Source organism: Pararoseomonas sp. SCSIO 73927, from assembly GCF_037040815.1.
Classification (GTDB): domain Bacteria; phylum Pseudomonadota; class Alphaproteobacteria; order Acetobacterales; family Acetobacteraceae; genus Roseomonas.
In genome coordinates this window covers 2,935,940-2,959,451 of record NZ_CP146232.1, presented here as the reverse complement: position 1 = coordinate 2,959,451, position 23,512 = coordinate 2,935,940, and the positions used below count along the sequence as shown (strand labels likewise).

Genomic DNA, 23,512 nt, shown 5'->3' with positions numbered 1-23,512 from the left:
CACGAGCGGCGTTCCACCTTGGAAAGAACTCGTTGGCCGGACTGGCCGACCCAGAATTGCAGCTGCAGTCCTGGCTGCCGTGATCCACACCCGCGATGACCATCTCGTCCCTCGCCCGAAGCGCGGACGACGACATCCGCCTTCCAGGCTACACCCGGCCCGCGAGTTCCGTATCCTTCATCGTGCATCCGGTACGGGAAGAAGCGCAGCGGTTCCGGGCATCAGGATTGCCGCTCCGGTCAGAGCCGTGGGCGCTTCCATGGATCCCTCGACATGAGGCACGGCCCCGGTGTGTCGTGCAGACGCCCGGTCTGCCGGGCAAGGACCCCGATGCTCTATATATCGAGCACTAACGCCGATAGTGATCGATATATGAGACATGGGCTGATCAAACGGCCGATGCCTCGGACTCCCCGGCCACTGCGGCTCCTAGCAATCGTATCCTTGTCAACAGTGATCATGCGTGCGTCGCCACAGCGACCCGGCATCGCTGAACTACACGACACTGTTGTGCACCGAGAAATCCTGTTTAGTAGAGACGTCGGCCCCCGATCAGCAGGGGTCCGACGGATGAGGATCGGACCTCCCGTCGTGCATGCACACGAGGAGATCCATCATGATCCGCATCCTTTCCGCGCGGCCTCCCGACAAGGTCGACCGCTCCGCGCCCCTGACTCCGCCGGTGCTGCCGACCGCTCCGACCGGTGCCGCCACGATCCACGCACACCAGAGCAGCCCCCGGGCGAGCAGCAGGTTGCGCACTGCAATGTCGGAGGTCGTGACGCATCTCTATCCCGCCATGCGGAGCACTACATTCTGGGACGAGGAGGGCCAGAACCGGTGCGTCTGGTCGTCTGCTGCGGCAGCCGAGCATCTCCGACGTCGGGGCGTCCGGGCGCGCGTGATCTACGGCGCGTGCATGGTCAACCTCGTCGATGCAGCGGGGGAGACGCAGTGGCTAGGTGGCGCCCTGCGCATCGGCCTGCCTGATGCCCGCACCGGGCATCCTGGGCTGCACGCCCTCGTCGAGGTTGCCGATACGAGCGGCCCCTGGCTGCTGGAACTCAACCTGTGGCAGGCGAAGCGGCCTCGCTTCCCCGGCCTGCCGGATGCTGCTCTCGTCAGCAAGGATCTCAATCGCCGGATCGACGCATATCCCGAGTACAGGGTCGGCGGGATGCTGCCACGAGACACGGACGGCTACCGGGTGCACCTGCTGACCGCTCCGACGCGCCGATGGAGGCCCGGAAGCTACGGCGACCTGCAGCATGACAGGGCCACATCAGTCGCTGACATCGTGGAGGAGCGGGTCCGGACGCAGGTTGATGCCCTGGCCACCTAGGAGGGCACGCCCGCTGATTCACCAAGTCTCCAGATAGGGGTACCCTGTTGGCCGCAACCTAGCCTTCGTCCCGGGCAGATATTGGACAAAATACTACCCACTAAGCCTATTTTCTGGCATTAGAGGCTATGTCGTTAACCCTTAGCTTGTGGTCCCCAGGCGAGGTCATCGAAGGCGTCGCCGAACGCGCCAAGCGGCGACGGCTGGATCTGGGCTACACCCAAGCCGAGCTGTCGGAGCGCTCCGGGGTCAGGCTGGGCACCTTGAAACTGTTCGAGAGGACGGGGCAGGCATCATTGCAGACCGTCGTCATGATCGCCTTTGCCCTGCGCGCGGAGGGCGAACTTACCGCGCTTTTCCCGCGGCAGGCACCCATGACCATCGATGATGTCGTCGAGAAGCCCCTGCGTCAGCGAGGGCGACGTCGAAGAACACCGGCCGGGTCGGCGACGTGAGGACCCTCTCCGTGGGATGGCGCGGATGCCAGCACCGTCAGGCTGGCTGCCAGGGACCAAGAGCACGATGAGGGAGCTGGACGAGGTCTTCGCAGCACTGGCGAGATCCGATTTCAGGCGGCGTTTCCGGCTTGGCAGCCGGGATGCGGACTATCTGCGTGCAAGAGGGCGGGAGATCGTGCTCTCGCACGCGCGGCGTTTCGTCATGGAACGCCTCGCGCCCGCTCAGCCCTTCCGTGATGGCGAACAGACGCCGATGCGGGGCCACCCTGTCTTCATCGCTCAGCACGCGACAGGCACCTGCTGCCGGACCTGTCTTGCCAAGTGGCACGCCATCCCGGCCGGGAGGGCGCTCACGGAGGCCGAGCAGGAGCACGTCGTTCAGGCCCTCGCGCGCTGGCTCGATGCCCAGGATGCGATGCGCGACGCGCAGCCAGGATTGTCCTTCCAGTGGTCGGTGTCGGAGAGGTAGCGGGCGCATGCTGAAGGTCGCTGGCTGGATCCTTGCAGGGCTCGTAGGCCTCGCGATCCTCGGATCCCTGTTGGGGGGCGAGCCATCTGGCAACCAGTGGCGGGTCGTGGGGCGGCTGGACGGCGACAACATGTGGCGCTTCGTGCGCCTAGCGTCTGGCGCGGAGACAAGCCGTGCCGTGTATGACGAGGCCGCTTCCAGGCTCTGCGGGCAACCGGGGTCGCCACGGATATGCTTCCTCCACTTCTTCGGCCCGAACGACACGGTGCCTGCGGACCAGCCGCGCCGCACCTTCTTCGAGAATGGTGGCTTCAGGAGCTATCCCACCCTGGCGACCTATGCGCGGAACCAGAACAGCGGCCTCGCTGAGTTCGGCAGCTGGGACTGCGACAGGGCTGGCGTGGAGGGCGCCCCGCTCAGCGCCTTGTGCGGCGTGGGCGTCAAGGAGACCTATGAGGCGGTCCTCAGGGTCGCGAGCAGGACCAGTACCGCATCCGGCTGCGGCTGGCCGCCGACGGAAGACGTGGCCAACTTCGAGCGCTTCCTCGCGACCGTCGCCGACATCCCAAGGCGTGAGCAGTACCGTCAGGCTTTCGCCCAGATGAACACCGGCCGCGGGCCGGACGACCGGGCCGACTGTGCCCGGCTGAGAGAGAGGCTGGAGGCCAACGCGAGGCAGGCACGGGACCGGCTCGGAATGCCTCAACCCCCGGCGGCGTCGCGCACACCGCCTCCGAACCGGCAGAGCCAGCCGCGAAGGTGAACCATTCCTCACCTCCCGGACGAGCAGCCACCCGGGCCTTGCAGGTCGCGAACAGGGCATCGTGACCGTCTGCGGATGACCACACCCGGACCATGGCAGCCGTACAGGCCTGAGGGCCTCGTCGCCATGGCACGCTTGTCCCGGAGCAAGGCGTACCACCCGGTTTCGACCGCCCGCCGGACGCCCTCAGGGGGCGGCTAGTCGCACCGAGGCGCGCCCGGACCCATTGGTGGCGATCGAGAAGTTCGCCACCGCGCGCGGATAGGCGGACACGGCAAGCCCGTCGCGCATCGCGGGACGGAAGCGCCATCTGAACGCCGTCAGCCTCGCGGCATCGTCCAGGCTTCCGAAGCCCGACGACTTGTCGACGTCCACGACGATGACCCTGCCGTCCTCGGCTACCCGGAGGACCAGTCCGACCTCGCCCGCCTCCCCTGCCCGGCGTGCGCCGTCGGGATAGGTCAGCTGAGCCGAGGGCTCAATGAGCGTTGCGGGGCTGGTCGGTCCCCCTGGTGTGCCGCTCGGAGCGCCAGGCAAGCCTGGAGGCGCAGCGCGCGGCCGCTCGGCGAAGGCGATGATCTCTAGCCAGGTACCAACGCTTCGCGACAGCGCCCGCCGGTGGACGGCAGGGATCAGGCCGTCTGCAGCAAACTGCCGATAGACCCGCAGACGCTCGTCCTGGGTGACCGACTGGAAGTAGGGCAGCGGTTCGGCCCTGGGCATCTCCTTGAGGAATGCCGCATGGATGGCGGACGATGCGAGATCGAGGGAGCCGCAGGCCTCGTAGGACCACCGGAGTTGCGCCCTGCTGAGACTGGGAGGGCGCCGTTCGGCCCAGCAGTCCTGGAGCCGCGCGATCAGGCCGGACATCCCGGCCTGCTTGTAGATGATATCGAAGAGTTCCACGCCGCGGGCGACGGCGGTTTCGGACGGCCTGGTCATGCCCGTGTCGGCGCTCGGGAGGTCCGGGCTGCCCGGTTGCGCTCCATCCGCCAGGACCGGCTGGGCGGCAGAGATGCCAAGCGCGTAGGACCAGATGTCCCGCGCATCCGGATCTGCCACCTCGGCCACGATCCAGGCCACGCGGTTGCTCGAGCCGTCCGGCAGGCGGCCGTCCACGTCGAGCGCGAAGCGTCCGAGCCGGTGCAGCCAGTCCATCGCGCGGGACCGGCGCGCGGCCCTGGATGCGCCGGGGGCGTCCGGGGAGGCTGAGCGAGCGACTTCGACGACCAGCGCACCGCCCCGGCCGCCGACATTGGGATCGGCGCCACGCCGGAGCAGCGTCATGCCGACATCCAGGCAGTGCAGCCGTTGGGCGACGTAGAGGGGCGTCCAGAGGACACCGTCGGTCGTCGGCCCGGTCGAGACCCTGTCGGCCGGGATCGAAGGCAGGGCGGCCGCGAGCCCAGGACAGGAGGAGCAGGCCTCGGGAGCGCCGGTCAGATCGCACGCAGGCACCCGGCCTTGCTGCCGCTGCGGCTGGGCGGAAGCGCCCTGCGCCAGGAGGAGACCGGCGGCTGCGGCCAGGAGGGCTGCTACTGCTCTCACTGTGCAGCTCCCAGGCAGAGGACCTTCACGGTGACCTTCTGTGCCTGCGCCGTCACGTCGGCCTGTGGCAGGTCGGGGCCGCGGCGCTCGAACACCGGCTCGACGTTGTGTGCCTGGAGGAAGCCGAGCGCGACCGAGCCCTTCATGGCGAAGTTGACGTTCTGGGGGATGTCTCCCGACGCCATGGCGACGTTCACGGCGTTCAGCTTGCTCTGCACGATCCCGACCAACCGCCCCCCCATGTCGAGGAGCGGGCCTCCCGAGTTGCCCGGCTGCACGGGAGCGCTGATCTGGAGCATGCGGCTGTCGTCTCGCAGTCCGACCAGCGCGCTGACGTTGCCGAAAGTGACGTTCCCCATCGAGGCGAGGAGCCCTCCCAGAGGGTAGCCGTAGGCCACGACAGCCTCGCCGTTCCGGAGCGACTCCATCCGGAGGGCGATCACGCTGGGCAGGGGCGACGCTGCCTTGAGCAGTGCCAGGTCGTTCCGCGGATCCCGGCCGACCACCTCTGCAGCGATCTGTGTGCCGCCGACCTGGATGATCCGGAGCCCGCGGCATCCTTCGATGACATGGTCGGCCGTGAGGATATGCCCGGTGTCGGACACCACGACCCCGCTACCCGAGCCCGTGACCCTGGGTTCGGAGGGCGGCACGGGGGACGGCGGCCGCTGGGCCACCGCCGCGGCCTGGGGTGGCGGTGGGGCCGGTAGGGCGGACGCAACCGTGGGAGGCGGCGATGGCCGAGGGGGAAAGACCACCTCTCCAGCACGGACCTTCAAGGCGCAGCCGACCAGTTCGGCGAGCGCGCCGTAGGTGCCCCGTAGCGCGTAGCGCTGGCGGCCACTGTCCACAACGATGTTCACCGCCCGGCCTTCGCCAAGGCGCCGGAACGCGCTGGCGCCAGCCCGGTTCAGGATGGAACCGACATCCAGGAGGAGGCCTGTCGGGGTGACAGCACCGGAGAAGGCGAACTCGGGCTCGTCGTCCACCCAGGCCCTGGGAGGGGCAGAGGAATCCGCCGGGACCCAGCCGGGCACCTCGCTGCCTCCCTTCGTGACGCTGATGCCCAGCGTCATGCCGGTCGTGAGCATCAGCTCGACCCGGTCTCCGTTCGAGAAGTCGCTCAACGCGGAGCAGCCCGCCGGACCTGCCCCTGCTGCCGGGTAGGCGACGCCTCGCCACGACCCGACCGAGAATTGCGGTATGTCCTGCGCTGAGGCGGCCACCCCGAGAAAGGTGCTCGCCAGGAGGGTGCCGAACAGTCCCGGACGAAGAACACGTGAACACCTCGCCCTTGGGCGCTCTCCGGCTGGCGGCATGGACTTTCCGAACTGCAGGACGTCCTCGGGAATTTGCTAAGGAGTGACTGGAGACGCAATGGGGTTGATGCAGTGGCAAACGGGCCTGCTGCCCTGAATCGGGGAGGTCGTTCCCAGCATTGTTGTAGATGCCCTTTCCATTACCCAGGCCAGGGCTCCGGCCGCGGTGGTCGGCACCACGCGAAGCCCTGCCAGAGCTGCCGCTTCCTCTTCGGAAGAGGAACCTACCAGGGTAGGCAGCACAACCATGCCGCTGCCCTCAATCTAGGAGCTGTGCCATGTTGCCCGACCAAAAGACCGGCGGTAGCACCAGCTATTCTTGGACGTTCCGGCAGGATGGGAGCGTTCTTGATCGAGTGATCTGAACCACAGCAGGCCTCTAGAATACGTCAAGCTTCGCGCGCCAGGGCCCGTCTATCCTCGTCGCTCTACGCACCTGTTGAGAACTGCCACGGTTAGACATTGCTTGTCGGCCGGTAGCGTCCCACTTGTTGACGCACTTCCTGAACTTCTTAGACCCGAGATTGTTTTCTCATATTTTCGACCGCCTTTCTCAGATCGACAGAACACTTGGGAGCGTCCCATCGACTCCAGAAGGGAATGGTTGCACTTCTCGGCACGCTCTTCGGTTCATCTAACTTGATTCGAGTTGGAAGAAGAATTGCGTCGCCGACGATTACTGCTTCACCGACATCTAGCGTAGGGAGCACTTCCATCAAGCTTTCAAGACTTTCAGGGAGGAGCTGCCGTACAACGCCTTGATCGATCTTGTTTGCAAGCCGCAGGCTCACGATGTTACTGCATTGACTAAGGATTGTTGCGCTTACATCTGATGGCCGTTGGCTTACTACCATCAAGCTAACGCCGTACTTCCTGCCCTCCTTGGCAATACGCTCGAAATTCTCAAGAGCTCGCCGTTCGAGTGGTCCGACATCATTTTGGGCACTGGGTAGATACAGGTGAGCTTCATCACAGATGAGGGCGATAGGATGTCGGTGATCACCATCAGCACCAGGGTCACTCCAGAACTGCAATTGATATACTAACCTTGCGACAAGCCCCACAACAACCGGCAGAATATCCGATGGAACCTCCGAGAAGTCGATAATTTTTATCCCGGAATTGACATTTCCGGTCGAGTCTCCCGACCCGAGAAGTAGTTCGGCAAGTTTATGCAGTGCATCATACTCATCGCACTCAACAGGCGGCTGGTACATAAAGGCGTATCGTCGATCTTTGATCTTCGTCCGCATCCGAATCAGGAATCGGGAGAGCTTTCCGTAAAGTGCTCCCCTCTCCATTTTCGGCTGCCCCTTGCGAGGCCCCGACGCGTATACCTCCCCGGTGTCACTCTCATCTTCATTCTTGGCAGTTTGTGCAGCCAGCAACGCTTGCAAGCTAAATGGGACAGGCGTGTCAATTGTAAAACCATCCAGCAGATCTGGTTTGCCAAACGCCTCGATTGCGCGTTGCTTTAGCTCGATCACTGCTTCCATGAGGGCTAGAGCTTGATTTGGAGCGTTTTCCCCAGAGCGGTCAATGAAGAGCGACTGCATCTCATCGTATGTGAGAAGCCAAAACGGCAGAAATAGTGCGTGGCTGTTTGGAGCCTTGAGATCACCTATACCGGCGACCCTGAAGTGACGAGCAAAGGACATACTCGAGTATTCGCCATGCAGATCAAGAATAATCGCATTCGCATGAGGAAGCTTTGCTGCCTGTTCTAAGATCGACGCGACAGCGTACGATTTTCCGGAACCAGTGCTGCCGACGAGAGCCATATGTCTCTGGAAGAGCTTGTCCCCGTCCACATAAGCAATTGCTCGCTCATCTAAGGTATACCGCCCGATCTTGAGAGGTGTTGTCGCAGCCGACTTCGTGGACGAGCTGAGAATCCCCATAAAGTCTTCCAGGGATTTTTCATCCAGTGGATAAACTGGGCGGTTGATTTCAGGCAGCGAAAAAACCGCTCGCGAGAAAACATTTCTGCGCTTTCCATCTCGCTCTCGGTATGTGCCAACCAGACTAATCGTGACGCCGTTTTCCTCCGCCGGTACCTCAGGCGCTGACGCTCCGTCGCTGATACCCTCAATTCGCTCAACCTCTATGGCGTGACGCCATACCCGGTCCAGAATTCCGATTAGCCACTCGTCACCCACGGACTGGATTGCCACTAGGCGACCTACTCTTGCTCTCTGCAAGCGAGTAGGATCAGTCACCCGAGCGATAATTTTGGAACTCTCGACACTTCGAACCTCGCCGATGGAATGATGAAGAGAAAACGCGAAGATTCCCATCGAAATCACTCCAAGAAGGTTTTCAGAAAACAATCGAGCGTCCAAATAGGTTCGTTTGAGACGTATATACTTCCGTCGGCATGGCAGGACGAACCATCTGGATGCTCCGAGATGGAGATTATATGTGGGTGGTCAGCCAAGAGAGCTTCGATGTTGGCGGTTAATTTCTTGGTTAGTATAAGCATGGGCATGCGATAGCGCAGCCTGTCACGGATGGCGCCTTGAAGGTGTGCATCGTTGAAGCCGAAGCCTAGGCACATCAACCCCGAAGCGTTTCTTATACAGGCGTTCATTTCAGTCCGCACGGAATCGAAGAGTGTCATCACCAGAGCGTCTTCGTACTTTGATGGCCCCGGAATTACTATAGCTCTGGAGCCAGCATCTGCATGATTGAGTATCTCTACAGGCCCATAGTCAGTCGAGTGCCATGCAACCGACCCGTGGGGCTTGAGAAGTCTGATGTTGGTGAAATGCCTGTATTCGAATTGCATGATGTTCTTTACTTGCACGCTTTCCCGACGATAGAGAGTGCGATAGATAGTGCCCTCCCGAAAAAATCTATGCCGATGGCCCTCGAACCCCGTATCCAGAGGCAGCTTCGCGAAATCGCAAAACAACTCTAGGAGCGTGTCGTAGTTGGTGGTGATAATCGGCGCGCACTCAGTGTTCTGTGGTATTCCGGCGTAAATGCGCTTTAGAAGACGCGCGGGTGCCTCTGTTTGGGGATTCTTTACACTTCGGATCCTGCATTCGGCGTCCGCAGTACGATTAACGATAAGCCGTGAGATAAGCTTCCGGATCTCGGCCACGAGCTCTTCGCGAGCTGGTGCGCCACTAGGGATTTGGTTGAGCCCTTTCTCGAAGTCCTCGTTGATCTCTGCCCTATGTGCTTCCCAAAGTGAGAATGCATCGCGCGACATGGAAGAAGAATTCAGCGCTCCGATCAGATGCTGAGCAACCTCCCACATACCCGGCAACCCGTAACCGCACGAGAAGCCGCTACCTACTAGAAGCACAGGAGATGGTCTGAATAGGTCTTGGATGCGCTTAATGACCTCGTCCGGGATCACGAAGGTACTCCTGACGCGGCGCCGATTCCTTGTTCAACGTTACCTGCGCGCATAGGTCCTTCAAAGGGGTGGGTAGGCGTCATCTATGTCGGCCCATTCGCTTGATCGCCGCCAAGCGGCACGGCATGATGGTAAAGCTTGAGCAGCTTCCGCTTCATCCACGCCGCCGACCTGCACCTGGACAGCCCCCTCCGTGGGCTTGGTGCCGATGCTCCGGCTTCCCGTATTCGCCAAGCCACCCGGGACGCCCTGACCAACCTCGTCGACCTCGCCATCCGGGAGAGGGTCGACTTCGTGGTAGTGGCGGGCGACCTCTACGACGGTGATTGGCCCGATTTCCGAACCGGACAGGCCCTCGTCGCCGCCTTCGCCCGGCTCACCCGCGCCCGGATCCGCATCGTGGCCATCCGCGGCAACCACGACGCCGAGAGCGTCCTCACCCGTTCGCTTAGCCTGCCGGAGGGCGCCACCCTGCTCCGGGCCGACCGGCCAGACACGGTAGAGTGGCCGGAGTTCGAGGTCGTCCTGCACGGCCAGAGCTTCCAGACCCGCGACGTCCAGCAGAACCTCGCCCAGGGCTACCCGGCCCCCGCCGCGAACCGCTTCAACATCGGCCTGCTGCACACCGCGGCCACGGGCCGACCCGGTCACCAGTCCTACGCCCCCTGCACGGTCGAGCAACTGGCCGCCCACGGTTACGACTACTGGGCGCTCGGCCACATCCACGCCCGTGAGGAGGTGCTGCAGGACCCCTGGATCGTCTTCCCCGGCAACCTGCAGGGCCGACACGTCAACGAGGCCGGGGCCAAGGGCGCCAGCCTCGTCACCGTCCGCCACGGCCGCGTGGTGGGCGTCGAGCACCGGGCGCTGGATGCCGTGCGCTGGGCACGGCTGACCGTGGACTGCGAGGGCGCCGCCGACGAGGAGGCCGTACTGGTCCGTTGCCGCCGCGCCATGGGCGAGGCGGTGGACGCCGCCGAGGGCCGCCTCTTGGTCCTGCGCCTTCGGCTGGAGGGCGCCTGCCCTGCCCACCTCGTCCTTGCCCGCGACCCGGCCGTTCTGCGGCAGAAGCTCGTGGCCGCCGCACTGGAGGTGGCAGAGGCCGACGCGGTCTGGATCGAGGACGTCCGCGTCGCGACCCGCCCCATGCAGGACATCGGCGCCTTGCGGGCGCGCGACGACGCCGTCGGGCGGCTCGTGCGCGCGATCGACGCCATGGCCGAGGCGCCTGAGGAGGCGACCGGCCCTGCTGCCGCGGCGCAGGGCTACGCCACGGCGATGCTGGATCGTGGTCTGGGCGGCCTGCGCCAGGCGCTCGGCCCGGACCACCCCGCCGTCCAGGCGGCGGAGGGGCGGCTGCCGCCGGAGCTGTTGCAGCGGGCACGGGACCTCCTGCTCGCCCGCCTCGCCCAGGGCTGAGGCGTCCATGCGCCTGACCGGCCTCACCCTGCGCCGCTACGGCCCCTTCGAGGAGACGGCACTCACCTTCGACCCTGCCCCGGGGCGCATCAACCTCGTCCTGGCCCCGAACGGGGCGGGCAAGTCCGTCCTCCGCCAGGCCTTCCAGGACCTGCTCTTCGGCATCGGCGGGCAGACGCCCATGGGCTTCCGGCACGGCTACCCGGGCATGCAGATCGCCGCGACCGGCATCGGTCCTGACGGCGCCCCCTTTGCCTTCACCCGCCGCAAGGGGAACCGGAACACACTGACCGGCGAGGGCGACGCCCCGCTCGACCAGACCTGGCTGGACAGACTGCTGGGACGGGCTGACGGCAAGCTGATGTCGCAGCTCTTCGCGCTCGACACCGAGCGGCTACGGCAGGGCGGGCGCGAACTCCTGACCTCGGGCGGCATCCTGGCCGACGCGCTGCTGGCTGCGGCCGGTGGGCTGCGGGAAGCTTCGTCCCTGCACCGTGCGCTGGAGGGGGAGCGCGACGCCTTGGCTCCCCCCCGCAAGACCGCCTCTCGCCCCTTCTATGTCGCCCTCGACCGCTGGTCGGAGAGCCGCCGCCAGCTCAAGGACAGCCTCGTGCGGCCGCAGGAATGGGCGGAGCGCGAGAGGGCGCTGCGGGACGCGGAGGCGCGTCGGGACGAGAGCAACCGCGCCGCCGCCGAGGCAGGCTCAAGGCTGCGCCGCCTGGAGCGTGTCCGCCGCACCCGGCCTCTCCTGACAGCACACGCTATGGCCACGGCCTGGCTTGCGGCGAGCCCACACGCCCCGCGCCTTCCTGCTGACCTAGCCGGGCGCCTGCCTGCCGCGCGCGGCGCCGTGGCGCAGGCACGCCACACCCTGGAGACGGCCCGCGCCTACCTCGCGCGGCTTGACGAAGACGTTGCCCGGGTCGCGGTGGATGACGTCCTGCTGGCCGTGACCGAGGAGATCCAGGCGCTAGCGGGGATGGTAGGACTCGTCGAGAGCGCCATGGCCGGGCTGCCGGGCACGGAAGAGGCTCTCGCGGAAGCCCGGGACCGGGTTGCGGAGCAGGCCAGGATCCTGGGCCGGGCCGACGCGACCGAGGCGGCCTCCCTCGTGCCTCCTTCATCGCTGGTGGCGCAGCTCCGTCGCCTGAAGGCCGAACAGGAGGCGCAGGAAACGGCGCTCGCTGGCCTTCCCCGGCGGGCCGCGGAGCAGGAAGCGCGCCTCGCCCAGGCGGAGCAGGCCATGGCCGCGCTACCACCACCTGAGGACATGCGGCAGCTGGAGGAGATGCTCGGCGAGATCCAGCGCGAGGGTGACCCGACGCGCAACCTGGCTGCGGCACGGCGCGGGGTGGAGGAGGCCGAGGCACAGTTCGCAGGTGCGCTGGCCCGTCTTCCGGCACTGCTCCGCGACCCGGAGACACTGGCCGGGCTGGATCCGCCGACGGAGGCCGTGCTGACCCGGCTGGCGGCCGCGCGGGACGCTGCCCGGCTGCTGCTGGAGCGTCATAACGAGGCCATACGCCGGGCCGAGGGATCCCTGGCCGCAGTGAAGGCGGAGAAGGCAGCACTCGAGGTGGGCGGCGCGCCATCGACCGGGGCCGACCTCCTCAAGGCCCGCAGGCATCGCGAGGCGGGATGGGATCTCGTGTTCCGCCGCCTCTCCGGCGAGGCCATCGATCGTGAGAAGGAAGAGGCCTACGGAGATGGACGTTCCCTGCCTCTCGCCTACGCCGAGGCCGTGAGCGCCGCGGACCGGATCGCCGACGCTCGCTGGTCCGATGCCGAGCGGGTGGCAGGCGCCGAAAGGCTCGTGCGCGCGCTGGCTGAGCGCGAGGCCGAACTCTCGGCCGCCCTGGATGAGGCGCGCGGGGCACGGGAGGCGTCCGACGCGGCCCAGGCGGCCTGGGCAGCGGCCATCCATCCGCTGGGGCTACATGGGAGGGCGGGGTTGGCCGAAGTGCAGCGTCTGATCGCGGCACGAGAGGCTGGACTGGCGGCACGGCAGGCCCTGACGACCGCGCAGGCTGCCTTGACCGAGGTGCGGGCACGCCAAGAAGGGGCCGCGACCAGACTGCTCCGGTTGCTCGACGATGCCGCGCCGGGAGATCTGTCCGTCGTTCTAGATCGCGCGGCCTCCACGGTCCTTCGAAGGCGTGCGGCCCAGGACCGGAGGCGTGAGTACGAGGCCGCCGCCACGGCTGCGCACGACGCGCTCCGGGACATCGGAGGGGAACGCGAGGCGGCGGCCGAGAGCCGCTTGCGCTGCCAGGCCGAGTGGGGCGCGGCGCTGGAGCGCCTGGGCCAGGCGCCGGACCTGCCGCCGCAGGCCCTGGACGGGATACTGGAAGCCAGCGACATCCTTGCGGGGAGCCTGCGCAGCGCCGCCGAGCTGGAGGTCCAGGCCTCGGCATGGCGAGGGGCGCTTGCGCGGTTCCGGACCGTCTACGCGGCAATATGCGAGCGCCTCGGCGGCACCCCTGGGGAGGATGCCCTGGGCGGGCTGCGCGAACTGGACCGCCGTCAGCGGATCGAAGCCGCGCTGGCCGAGCGGCGCGCCGCGCTGCTCGGCCAGCGCGAGAGGGAACTGGGCACGCTGCGCCAGCACGAGGCGGCCCTCGCCGAAGCGGAGGCCGCGCTACGGGCGGTGATCGCCGAGGCCGGTGCCGCCACAGTGGAAGTCGCGGAGGAGCGCATCCTGCTCGGCCAGGAGCGCGCCCGGCAGGAGGGGCTGCGCGACGCAGCCGCGGCCGACCTGTTGACCGGGGGTGACGGGCTGGACCTGAACGCGCTGCGGACCGAGGCGGCGGCGCTTGCGGCGGATGATCTGGAGGGAGCGCTGCGAGAGGCTGAAGAGGCCCAGCGCGGCCATGCTGCCGCCGCACAGGAACAGGTGGCCATCGTCACGACCCTTGAGGTGGAACTACGGCAGCTCGCCGGGGACGAGGCCGCCCTCAGGGCGGCGGCCAACGAGGCTTCGGCTGCAGGCCAGATCGGCCAGACGCTCGAGGACGCGCTCGTTATGCAGGTCGCGGCGGGGTTGCTGGAGGCTGCACTCGGCGCCGTGCAGGATGGCGGTGATGACGCGCTGCTCCGCCGGATCGGCGAGACCTTCTCCGAACTGACCAACGGCACCTATAGCGGCGTCGCCTCCCGGGAGGACGATCGCGGTACGGCACGGCTTGTGCTGCGTATGCGGGACTTCCCCGAGGAGGAGGTCGAGGTCGACCAGCTCTCCGAAGGCACGAGGGACCAGCTTTTCCTGGCCCTCCGCCTCGTCGCCATCGCTGACGAGGCGGCCAGCGGGACCGTCCTGCCCTTCATCGGCGACGACATCCTGCAGAGCCATGACGATCGGCGTGCTGCGGCGGCCTTCCGCGCCCTGCTACGACTGAGCGAGACGACCCAGGTCATCCTGCTCACCCATCATGAGCACTTGCTCGGAGTGCTGCGGGACCCGGTCAGCCTGTCCAGCATCCATGTCCAACACCTCGGACTGCCCCGGGACCAGTAGGTTGCCGTCCCGATTACCTTCACGGGAGGGCGGACGTGGACCTCGGTGTAGGCGCCACAGCCCCTCTTCGCAGTTGTGCTGCCTGGCAGATGGCCGGGCTGAGCGCCTTGCGTGATCCAGGCTTCCTTGTACCATTTCGCTAACAGAAATTGAGTGACACAGGCATGGCGGACGGGCCGGTTTCGGTGTTTCAGGGCGACCTTCCGATCGCCGCCAAGCTCGAGAAGGCACGGGCCGAGCTACTGGACCTGTCGGCCCGCAACCGCCTCCTCAACGTTCCGCGGTTCTCCGCATCGGCCAAGACAGTCGACGTGGTCGACGAGCGGTCCTCCGAGGTCTTCCGGCTCCTGGTCCGCGAGAGCAAGGCCTGCACCTTCCTGCCCGGGCGGGAGACGGCACAGGAGAAGGCGGACGCCAAGGCGGTCGACGAAGCCTTCCTGGCCGAGCTGCCCCAGCCCGCAGATGACGAGGGGGGCGACGAGAAGGGTGTCGCGAGCCGCCATTCCGACACCAAGCTGCAGACGCGGATGACCTCGAAGGGCCTGCAGAAGCGCCTTTTCGACCTCTACGGGGATGCCCTCACTCTGGAGGAGGAGCAGGGCGTCAATGTCCTCTACCTGGCCTTGGGGATGCTCAAGTGGATCGATCCCCAGAACAGGGAAAACGTCCGGCACGCGCCGCTCGTCCTCGTGCCGGTCAGGCTGGAACGCGGCACGGCCGGAGAGCGCTTCCGCGTCCGCGCCAGGCCCGAGGATCTGTCGGCCAACCTCTCCCTAGAGGCCTATCTGGACCGGGTGCACGCCCTGAAGCTCCCGGAACTCGAGGCGGACGACGAGTTCGAGCCGACTGCCTACTTCAAGGCCGTGGCACGGGCCGTCGAGACGAAGGACGGCTGGGAGGTCAAGCCGGACGACATCGTCCTCGGCTTCTTCTCCTTCGCCAAGTTCCTCATGTACCGAGACCTCGATCCGGCGAACTGGCCCCAGGGCGAGACCATCGCCGATCGCCCACTGATCCGATCCCTCCTGGCCGACGGGTTCGACGGCCGGGACGAGCTGCTTCACGAGGACACCCCGATCGACCGGTACATCGCCCCGGTCGACATGCTGCACATCGTGGACTGCGACAGCTCCCAGACGCTGGCGGTCCACGACGTACGGCAGGGGCGTAACCTCGTCATCCAGGGCCCGCCCGGGACCGGCAAGTCTGTACCCCACAAAACAAGTTAACCCATTTCAAAAAAGTATGCCCAAACGAAAATATGTGTGCCCAAAATCCCCGAGTATCCCTGGCCACGCGTCAGGGACGTCTAGCAACGCCCAAGTAGCCTCATGCCCCGCGCACACGGATCCGTGCTGCTTCTACGCTCACCAAGGATGTCCGTACCCAGACAGCATAAGCGCCGGTGCCGGATCGCGAGGGGTCACTCTTCTCTGCCCCTCCAAATAGCCACATGATAGTTGCATTATCGGACCGTTTTTCATGGGAACTGTCATGAGCCCCTCGTACCCTCCGCTCAAGCTTACGGACCCTCGGCACACTCAAGTCGAGCAATCCGGCACAAGGCCTGTCCAGGAGCGGACGCCGCCGCAGCAAGGCAGCACGACCGCGCCGACGATACGCTCGTCCTCAGCATGCGAGGTGACCCGCCTCCGACCGCTGTGTGCCCTCATGGCAGGCGTCGGCTTGGCGTTGGGAGGGTGCTCCGGTTTCGAGGTCGATGCGCTCACTCCAGATGGGCGTAATATCGCCGGACGGGAGGGCATCCGATACTACATGCCAAAGCCATACCTTCTTGTCATGGCGCTTCCTGGTGGCGTCTCTGCTGCGGGAGGTCTCCAGACGCGAGAGGTCCGGCCACGAGGTCTGCCAACAAATCCCCTCGGAGGGCCGGAACCGGGCGTTTCCGAGGGTTTGGCAGGTGCGGGCGGTACCGGGCGGGAGCGCCTTTCACCGGCCGGTGCTGACGCGGCTTCGGCCACCGCGCCCTCGCCCGGAAACGGCAGCTTCTCTGCGCAGAATACCCGGTATGTCGCCCGCCTTGTCTACCTGCCCGACCTAAGCCGCCCCATGGCGATCAGGCAGACCACCGGGTTGTTCAGTTCCGGCCAACTCAGCGTGACCCTTGAGGACGGATGGCGCCTGACTTCTCTGAATGGCTCAGTGGACAACACAAAGAACGCAGAGGTGCTCAAGAACCTCTTTGAGGCAGGCCTCAACGCCGCTCGGTTGGCGGGTGGAATGCCGCCAGCGGGCGGGTCACCGGACCGCGGTGGCGGCGGGAGGCCTGATCCAATCCCGGTCCTCGCTCCGGGCCTCTATGACTTCCGCTATGACATCGCTGGCAGCCTCGTTGGGCTGTGCGCCATGACCCTTTTCACGGAGACGGGTCCCCGTCAGGCGACACCGGGTACATGCCTGGGTACACTTGGCATCGCGCCAAGCGTTCAGACGCCGCTTCAAGGAGCACCTGCAGGTGAGCGCTGACGGGCTGGTGCTCCCGGTACCGTTCATCAGGCAGCCTGACACACAGCTCTGCTGGGCGACTTGTTGCTCAATGGTACTCCGGGCGAACGGGAAGCGGATCGACCCATGCGCGATCGCGGCGCAGGTCTTCGGCGAAGCGGGCTGCCCGAACGAACCGGCCCTCCCCGAAGATGGGTACTATCCCTATGATGTACCTTTCGAGGGACCCCTCGAAGGGTACTTCGGAATGGACACCATTGTGGACGAGATCACAGTGTGGAGACGTCCGGTCGAGGTGTACATACAGTACGACGATCCAGCGCCCGGAGGTGCTCCCGCACACGTCGTACTCATCATCGGGGTCTATCAGGGCGATGCCGTCCTAGTCCACGATCCGCTGAGCGACCGTCCTCTGTGGTGCACTCATGAGGAGCTTGTGCAGGGATTTGGGCTGGGACCGTGGACACACACGTATCATCGGATCGGAGGCGCCCTTGGTCACGCTCCGCTCACTTCCTGAAGCCGCCGTTTCGTCCCTCCTGCAAGAGATGCGGGAGAGGCTTCCCGGCGAGGAAGGGCTACACCTGGAAAGCGTTCGCAGCGCCCCGCGGACAAACCCGCTGGTGGATCGATTTACGATCCGTGAAAGCCTTGAGATCTGGTCATTCGGTGGCATTTCGATCGCGCAGCCGGATGTCGAACTCAGACGGACGGCCCATCCGACGCACAGGATCCATCATCAAGCCGAGGTCTCCGGAAATCTGCGGAGCGTGCGCTCCAGCGAAGTCGAGGGCCGTCCACGCCTAGTCTCCTGTGGCAATCCCGAGTTGGCTGCGGCCATTCAGGAAATGCTGCGGGATATAGAGGCGACGAATCCTCCCCTCGAAGGGGAATGTCGCCTCCTCGTCTGTCCTTCGCTCGGCCTCAGAGCCATTTGGTTGGAACCACCGGACCACGGTGCGGAGACCGTCCGCCCTCTAGACATACCTTTTGCAATGTCCCCCCTGCTCGAGCGCAGGCCGTACCCAAGACCTGACTTCCTACGCGTCCTCGCGACCTTACCCTCACCGACCCGGCATAGCGGTCCGCCAGTCGCCCGCGGCTTGGCGTCACAGGTCAGACCAGGAAGGGGGTGAAGCACAGCCCGAGGTCCGGCGGGTTCCGTGTTCCGCTTTACGCCAAGGAAGACGAGACGAGGCGCCTCCGTCCCATCCGCTTCCTTGGCCACCGCCACCATGGTCAGTTCGCCAGGGCCGCCGTCCAGCACGGAGACGACATCCCCTGGGGAGGCATCGCGGAATCGCTTGGCAGTCACCGCCGGGAACAGGCGTCCGGTGGAGGGAGCGAGATCCGTGTCGGGCATGGTCACCGCGACCCGTAGTGCGGCTTAACGTGATCGCCGTAGTAGGAACCCTTTAAGGCTGCGGCGAGGAAGGCCCGGTAGATCGCCTCGGGGACCCCATCGTGGGAGTAGGCGCCGCCGCCGGAGGTGAACCAGACGTCCAGGCGACGAGTTGCGGCGTCGTATTCGATCCGGCTGGGCTGGCGCGCTGCAGCGGGGCGACAACGTCTTCCGACCTCCTGCACAGCGTGGTTCACCACGCCCTCACCTCGACCACCTTCCGCGAGCGTGTCGGGTCCTGCCTGGCAGCCTGGGCGGGGCTACCGGACGAGCCTCCCCACCCGCCCGGACCGTTCTTCCTTCGTTCCTGAATGCGGTATAACGTATGAACGGGAGGGCCAAGATGAAGCTGGTCGCGTTCAGGGTCATGAACTACCGCAACATCGACGATAGCGGCTGGATCGATCTGGATCGGGTGACGGCCCTCGTTGGAAGGAACGAATCCGGGAAGACCACACTTCTCAGGGCACTGCACAAGTTCAATCCGGCAACCTCGGACCCCTACGACGCCCAGCGCGAGTTCCCCCGGGACCGCTACACGACGGAGTACGGTAGGCGGTCCGGCTGGGCTGTATGCCAGACCCGCTTCAAGATTGAAGGCGAGATTGTAGACACCCTGTCCGGTATCCTGCCGGATGGATCCGCCGTCCCGCAGTTCGCCGAGGCCACGCGTTTCTATGACGGAAGCCTGGCGGTAGGCTTCCAGCCACCGCTTGCCTCCGCCGAGGTCTCGCCTGGCCCGCTTCTGGAGGCCCTCGTCCCTCTAGAGAAATCGACCCGGCGGCTAAAGGCGGCCACACCCGACGGAGCAACGGCTACATCGGAAGCGAAGACCGCCCTCCTCGCCTGGACTACAGGCGCCCGCGAGGTCCTCAACGGCGTCGGGAATATGCGCGGGGAGGCAGGGACCAAGCTGCTGCAGCGACTCCGGACGGAACTGGACGCCCTGTCCGACGCGAACACCGCGGATCTCATCGAGGCCTTCCTTGAGGTGCTCGACCACCACACCGCCGAGGCGAAAAAGCCGGATCCTGCTGCCGCGGCGAGGGGGGCGATCCGGGATGCCCTGCCCGTATTCATCTACTTCGAGAACTACGGTGTCCTGGACAGTGCCGTCTGGCTGACCCGCTTCCTGGAGGATGCCCAAGCCGATCCATCGAATCCCAGGATCCGAACCATCAAGGCCATGTTCAGCCATGTCGGGTTGACCGCCGAGGATATGCAGGAACTCGGGACCGACCGCCTTAGGGTGCCGAGACAGGGTGGGTCGCCTACGCAGGAGATGTTGGCGTCCGAGCAGCGGCGAAAGGAGGAGCGTTCCATCAAGCTCAGCTCCGCCTCGTCGGCGATCACCAGGCTCTTCGGCGAGTGGTGGTCACAGCGGCGTCACCGGATCCGATACGATGCGGACGGTGACTTCTTCCGGATCTGGGTCGCGGACAATCGGCGCCCAGACGTGGAGATCGAGCTGGAATCTCGGAGCAAGGGCTTCCAGTGGTTCTTCTCCTTCTATCTCGTGTTCCTCGTGGAGTCCGAGGAAGGCCACAAGGATGCGGTACTCCTTCTCGACGAGCCTGGCCTGAACTTACATCCGACGGCCCAGCAGGAACTGCTCGCGTTCTTCGAGAAGCTCTCGAAGGACAACCAGATCCTGTACAGCACGCACTCCCCTTTTCTCGTGGATGGCGACAACCTTCAGCGGGTCCGCCCGGTCGTGGAAGGTGACGATGGTCATTCCCGCATCTCCCCACCGGGGATGTGGCCCAAGGATAGGGAGACCATCTTCCCGCTGCAGGCGGCGGCTGGCTACGCCATGGTGCGCGGCCTCCTCTCGATGCATCGCAACGTTCTGGTCGAGGGGATGACCGACTTCTACCTTCTCCATGCAATCAGCCACCGCTGCCGTGACCTGGGTCTCGCCCATCTACCCGAGGACGTCCACGTCGTGCCGTGTGGCGGCGTGCCGATGGTGGGAAAGATCGCTTCCCTGTTCCTCGGAGAGGGAAGCCGCCCTGTGATCCTGCTCGATGGCGACCAGGCTGGGCGGGGTACCCGGACCAACCTGCAGAAGGACCTCTACAAGGGGAATGAATCGGCGGTGCTGCTGCTGGACGACGTGCTGGGCGGAGAAGGCAACGAGGTCGAGGATATCCTCGGGGACACCCTGTATGTCGCTGCAGTGAATGAGGCGCTCGGCCTGGCGCTTCATGTCCCGCCGGTGGACGCGGGCGCTGCTGGAAGCGTCATCAAGCGCACAATGGCGGCTGCCAGCGCAGCGGGGATGGACCTCCCGGAGGGCTGGAAGGTGACCACATCGCTGTACTTGGTGCGGTCCTGGGCCGAGGGAAAGGCGGAATGCCCGGCGGAGGTCGCGAGACGGGGCAGCACTCTCTTCCAAGCTCTGCTGGAGCGTTCAGCGAAGCCGAACTGATTCGAAGTGGCACGGTATCTGCGCCAAGGAACGCCATGAGCCTCCCGTGCATCGGATGGTACGATGCCAACGCCGCCCGGCTGGCGGCCGCGTATGAGGCGGTGCCTCCGACCGTCACCCGGGACTGGCTGGCCGACCTGCTTCCCAGGCCACCCGCCCTGGTCATCGACGTCGGTGCAGGAACCGGACGGGACGCCGGGGCCTTCGCCGAGGCGGGATACGAGGTTATCGCCATAGAGCCGTCATCCGGTATGCGGGCAGAGGCCGAGCAGCGGCACACGTCTCCCAGGATCCGCTGGCTGGCCGACAGCCTCCCAGGCCTGACGATAGCTTCCCGTGCTGGCCTCGCCGCCGACGTCGTATCCCTCAGCGCGGTCTGGCAGCACGTCGCCCCGGCGGACCGACCGCGGGCCTTCCGGAAGATCGTCGGTCTCCTGCGGTCCGGCGGGCTGCTGGCCATGACGCTTCGCCATGGCCCCGACGATGGTCGGGGTGGATATCCCGTGACCCTGGCCGAGGTGGAAGCCCTGGCCCGGGGCCACGGCATGCAGGTCGTCCGGGCCGTGGCGTCCCCCGACCTCCAAGGGCGCCCGAACATCTCCTGGACGGCCGTGGTGCTCCGCCTGCCGGACGATGGGACGGGCGCCCTGCCGCTCCTCCGGCACCTCATTCTCCAGGACGCCAAGAGCGCGACCTACAAGCTCGGCCTCCTGCGCGCCCTGTGCCGGGCGGCAGACGGCTCGGCCGGGCTGGCGGTGGAGGACGGCGACGACCACGTCCGCCTCCCGCTGGGACTGGTCGCCCTGAGCTGGCTGCGGCTCTACCTGCCGCTGGCCAAAGCCGAGCTGCCCCAGGCCCCTGGCAACCGCCGCGGTGCGGAGGGCCTGGGCTTCGCAGGGCCGGGCTGGCAGGCGCTGCAGGCGGGCGCCCTCTCCCCCCTGGACCTGAGGGTGGGCGCCGTCCTCGGGGAGGCTGCCGCCCACGCACTCCACGGCGCTCTGCGCGAGGCCGCGGACCACATCGTCCGCATGCCTGCTCACTACCTGACCTACCCTGGCGGCGCCCGCATCCTCGAGACTACGCGCACCCGGGCGGACAGGCCTTCCGGAGGGCTGCTGGTCGACGGCGCCCTCCTCGCCCGCTTCGGCACGATGCGGGTGCCGCGCCACCTGTGGATGGCGATGCAGCGCTTTGCGGTCTGGGTGGAACCGGCGCTCGTCAGCGAATGGATGCGCCTCATGCAGGGGTACGCCGCCGCCCAGGGCAGGACGGTGGAGGTCGGTGCTATGGCGGCGGCAATGACCTGGTCCGATCCCGCCCGCGACGTCGCCATACCAAGGACGAGGGCGCTGGCGCTGATGGAGGGTGGGGCCGCCATCCACTGCGTCTGGAGCGGAAAGCGACTGGCGCCAGAGACCCTGGACGTGGATCACTGCCTCCCATGGTCGGCTTGGCCGTGCAGCGATCTCTGGAACCTGATGCCCGCCCACCGACGGGTGAACCAGCATAGCAAGCGTGAACGGCTGCCTTCTGCTGAGGCCCTGCAGCGAGCTGGATCGGCGATCATGGACTGGTGGTCCGCGGCCTACCTCCAGCGCGAGGATGGCATTCTGCCCGTGCGTTTCGCCTCCGAGGCCCGGGCCAGCCTACCTGGACTGGAAAGCTCTGAACCAGCGGCGGTCCGCGAAGTGCAAGCCGCCATGGGACTGCAGCGAACGCGTCTGCGCCAGAATCAGGGGATCCCGGAGTGGCATTGGCGGCCGTAGCGACAAGGGCGAGGAGCCGTTCGGAGACCATACTGCCACCTCCCCCTGCGAGATGGTGCCCGCCACGGTTCCATCCGGTCGGTCACCACAACGGCCAGAGCAGGGCAAGCGCCGCCGTGATCGTGCCAGTCGCGAACGCACCCAGACTGAATGCAAACAGTCCGCAGGCAGCGATCCTCCAGCGGTTCGACGCAGCCACGCGCAGACGGATTGCTGCATTGTGGGAGAGGGTGACGCAGGCAGACACCAGGAGCGCCAGCATCACTCCTGCCGCGTAGGCAAGCAACGAGGGTCCGACACGCGGCAGCAGGCTCTCGATCGTCGCCGCTCCCCGCCCCGCCATGTTGCCGAGCAGGGTGAGAAGGGCGACCGCGCCTCCTGCGTTGACGACGAGCGCCTGGCCAACAGCTAGACGTGACGCCTCCGCTCCGGCCTTCGCGAGTTCGGTCAGCGTCGTCACCTGCAGCTTCCAGAGGTCGACTTCGACCTGATGCCGCTGCACGGCTGCTTGGCGTTCCTCAGGCGACAGGCCCTCCAGATCCGGAAAGGGTGGCACCGGTGCGTAGCTTGGCGACGACGTCCTCGGGTCAGGTTCTCCCCTCGGAGATCCCTTGATAGCGGACATGGCCGATCACTCTGCGGCAGCGAGGAGGATGGAAGGTGGGCTGCTCGCGCATGCAAGCACGCCAACGGTAATTCCCCTTGCTGCAAGTTCGATCGCGAGGCTGCCACGTGGCGGGCCGGACGGAAGCAGTTCAGCGGGTGGTGACGCCAGCCGAGGCGCCCTCCATGCCATCACCCAACTGACTGCCTGATCGATCATGGGCTGCGGCAGGGCAATATGGGCAGCCAGGATCGTGGACCGTACACAGTGCCTTGTCTCTGTATCCGGCCTGCCACGCCGGATGGCGTCGTCCCGGCGGGCGACCGCCAGGGCGGCTGTTCCCCGCGAGAGCCAAATCGGGGCCGAACGAGGGAGGAGGATGGGCTTCAACATCAGCTGGAACCTAGATGGCCGAATCCGAACAAAGCAAGAACAAAAGCCCAGGACAGGATGACAGACCTAGGCCAAGCTTCCGGGCATAGCGGTTCTGTTCGGAGAAGCTGGAACTGACCAAGACAGCAAAATTACCGGCACGTCATCTCGGTGGTGCCCAGGCATGGAGTGAATACCACAGGTTGAATTTTCCGGGACAAGCCGGAACGTTCTACCTTGACGAACATTCCTGATAACGGGAACGTTATCTC

General features: G+C 65.8%; 16 protein-coding genes. 10 read left to right on the top strand and 6 right to left on the bottom strand.

Annotated features, from left to right (window positions below):
- Nucleotides 1-616 precede the first annotated feature (616 nt).
- From VQH23_RS13795 to VQH23_RS13780, 4 genes are all read left to right on the top strand, one after another.
- Nucleotides 617-1,342, top strand: coding sequence for a hypothetical protein (locus tag VQH23_RS13795; RefSeq protein WP_338661311.1), 726 nt, complete (start codon nucleotides 617-619; stop codon nucleotides 1,340-1,342).
- A 146-nt stretch (nucleotides 1,343-1,488) separates the two neighbouring features.
- A complete protein-coding gene (locus tag VQH23_RS13790; RefSeq protein ID WP_338661310.1) occupies nucleotides 1,489-1,797 on the top strand; it encodes a hypothetical protein in 309 nt (102 codons plus the stop codon).
- 67 nt (nucleotides 1,798-1,864) lie between these two features.
- Nucleotides 1,865-2,269, top strand: a complete 405-nt coding sequence (locus VQH23_RS13785) for a DUF4186 domain-containing protein (RefSeq protein WP_338661309.1) — start codon at nucleotides 1,865-1,867, stop codon at nucleotides 2,267-2,269.
- Between the two features lie 7 nt (nucleotides 2,270-2,276).
- Complete coding sequence (locus VQH23_RS13780) at nucleotides 2,277-3,032, top strand: hypothetical protein (protein WP_338661308.1); 756 nt, start codon at nucleotides 2,277-2,279, stop codon at nucleotides 3,030-3,032.
- A gap of 186 nt (nucleotides 3,033-3,218) precedes the next feature.
- Here VQH23_RS13780 and VQH23_RS13775 read toward each other — a convergent pair whose 3' ends face one another.
- From VQH23_RS13775 to VQH23_RS13760, 4 genes are all read right to left on the bottom strand, one after another.
- Nucleotides 3,219-4,319: an energy transducer TonB gene (locus tag VQH23_RS13775; protein ID WP_338661307.1), complete on the bottom strand. Its 1,101-nt coding sequence runs from the start codon at nucleotides 4,317-4,319 to the stop codon at nucleotides 3,219-3,221.
- A gap of 257 nt (nucleotides 4,320-4,576) precedes the next feature.
- The gene (locus tag VQH23_RS13770) at nucleotides 4,577-5,707 is read right to left on the bottom strand and encodes a serine protease (RefSeq protein ID WP_338661306.1); all 1,131 of its coding nucleotides are present in this window, start codon (nucleotides 5,705-5,707) and stop codon (nucleotides 4,577-4,579) included.
- A 704-nt stretch (nucleotides 5,708-6,411) separates the two neighbouring features.
- Nucleotides 6,412-8,241: an ATP-binding protein gene (locus VQH23_RS13765; protein WP_338661305.1), complete on the bottom strand. Its 1,830-nt coding sequence runs from the start codon at nucleotides 8,239-8,241 to the stop codon at nucleotides 6,412-6,414.
- Entirely contained in the window at nucleotides 8,202-9,266 is a 1,065-nt protein-coding gene (locus VQH23_RS13760) for an SIR2 family protein (RefSeq protein ID WP_338661304.1), read from the bottom strand. Before VQH23_RS13760 ends, VQH23_RS13765 begins: the two co-directional genes overlap by 40 nt.
- Before the next feature lie 138 nt (nucleotides 9,267-9,404).
- On the opposite strand from VQH23_RS13760, the gene VQH23_RS13755 reads away from it, so the two are divergent.
- From VQH23_RS13755 to VQH23_RS13740, 4 genes are all read left to right on the top strand, one after another.
- Nucleotides 9,405-10,685, top strand: coding sequence for a DNA repair exonuclease (locus tag VQH23_RS13755; protein WP_338661303.1), 1,281 nt, complete (start codon nucleotides 9,405-9,407; stop codon nucleotides 10,683-10,685).
- A 7-nt stretch (nucleotides 10,686-10,692) separates the two neighbouring features.
- Complete coding sequence (locus tag VQH23_RS13750; RefSeq protein ID WP_338661302.1) at nucleotides 10,693-14,199, top strand: AAA family ATPase; 3,507 nt, start codon at nucleotides 10,693-10,695, stop codon at nucleotides 14,197-14,199.
- A gap of 164 nt (nucleotides 14,200-14,363) precedes the next feature.
- Complete coding sequence (locus VQH23_RS13745) at nucleotides 14,364-15,428, top strand: DUF4011 domain-containing protein (RefSeq protein ID WP_338661301.1); 1,065 nt, start codon at nucleotides 14,364-14,366, stop codon at nucleotides 15,426-15,428.
- Nucleotides 15,429-16,675: 1,247 nt separating this feature from the next.
- A complete protein-coding gene (locus VQH23_RS13740; protein ID WP_338661300.1) occupies nucleotides 16,676-17,185 on the top strand; it encodes a C39 family peptidase in 510 nt (169 codons plus the stop codon).
- Between the two features lie 845 nt (nucleotides 17,186-18,030).
- Here the strand turns inward: VQH23_RS13740 and VQH23_RS26625 are convergent.
- Entirely contained in the window at nucleotides 18,031-18,252 is a 222-nt protein-coding gene (locus VQH23_RS26625; RefSeq protein WP_408904337.1) for a KTSC domain-containing protein, read from the bottom strand.
- A gap of 158 nt (nucleotides 18,253-18,410) precedes the next feature.
- Between VQH23_RS26625 and VQH23_RS13735 the strand changes: the two genes are divergently transcribed.
- Together VQH23_RS13735 and VQH23_RS13730 are read left to right on the top strand one after the other, a co-directional pair.
- Complete coding sequence (locus VQH23_RS13735) at nucleotides 18,411-20,498, top strand: AAA family ATPase (protein ID WP_338661299.1); 2,088 nt, start codon at nucleotides 18,411-18,413, stop codon at nucleotides 20,496-20,498.
- Between the two features lie 35 nt (nucleotides 20,499-20,533).
- Nucleotides 20,534-22,264, top strand: a complete 1,731-nt coding sequence (locus tag VQH23_RS13730; protein WP_338661298.1) for a class I SAM-dependent methyltransferase — start codon at nucleotides 20,534-20,536, stop codon at nucleotides 22,262-22,264.
- Nucleotides 22,265-22,346: 82 nt separating this feature from the next.
- On the opposite strand, the gene VQH23_RS13725 is transcribed toward VQH23_RS13730, so the two are convergent.
- Entirely contained in the window at nucleotides 22,347-22,766 is a 420-nt protein-coding gene (locus tag VQH23_RS13725) for a hypothetical protein (protein ID WP_338661297.1), read from the bottom strand.
- Nucleotides 22,767-23,512: the final 746 nt, after the last annotated feature.